The sequence below is a fragment of the Streptomyces sp. P9(2023) genome (assembly GCF_032436795.1).
In the GTDB taxonomy this organism is placed as follows: Bacteria; Actinomycetota; Actinomycetes; order Streptomycetales; family Streptomycetaceae; genus Streptomyces.
Window position 1 is genome coordinate 1 of record NZ_JAUPWM010000550.1, and the last position, 264, is coordinate 264.

1 protein-coding gene is annotated in these 264 nt (G+C 50.4%); it reads left to right on the forward strand.

The features are described from left to right. Positions 1-15: 15 nt before the first annotated feature. The coding region (locus Q5762_RS38670; protein WP_315896996.1) for a PTS transporter subunit EIIC at positions 16-264 on the forward strand (249 nt) is incomplete at its 3' end.

Below are 264 nucleotides of genomic sequence, written 5' to 3' on the forward strand. Positions count from 1 at the left end.
GTAGCCGCGCTACTGATCCCTGCCACCTTAACCGCGGTGTTTGTTGGCATCACCGAGCCCTTAGAATTCACCTTCTTATTTATCGCACCTTGGCTATTCGCTGTTCATGCGTTATTGGCTGGAACCATGGCGATGGTGATGTATATGTTCGGTGTCGTTGGCAATATGGGAGGCGGACTGATCGAAATCGTCACTGGCAATTGGATTCCACTGCTTGGCAGCCATACTTATATGATGGTAACCCAAACCGCTATCGGACTGAGC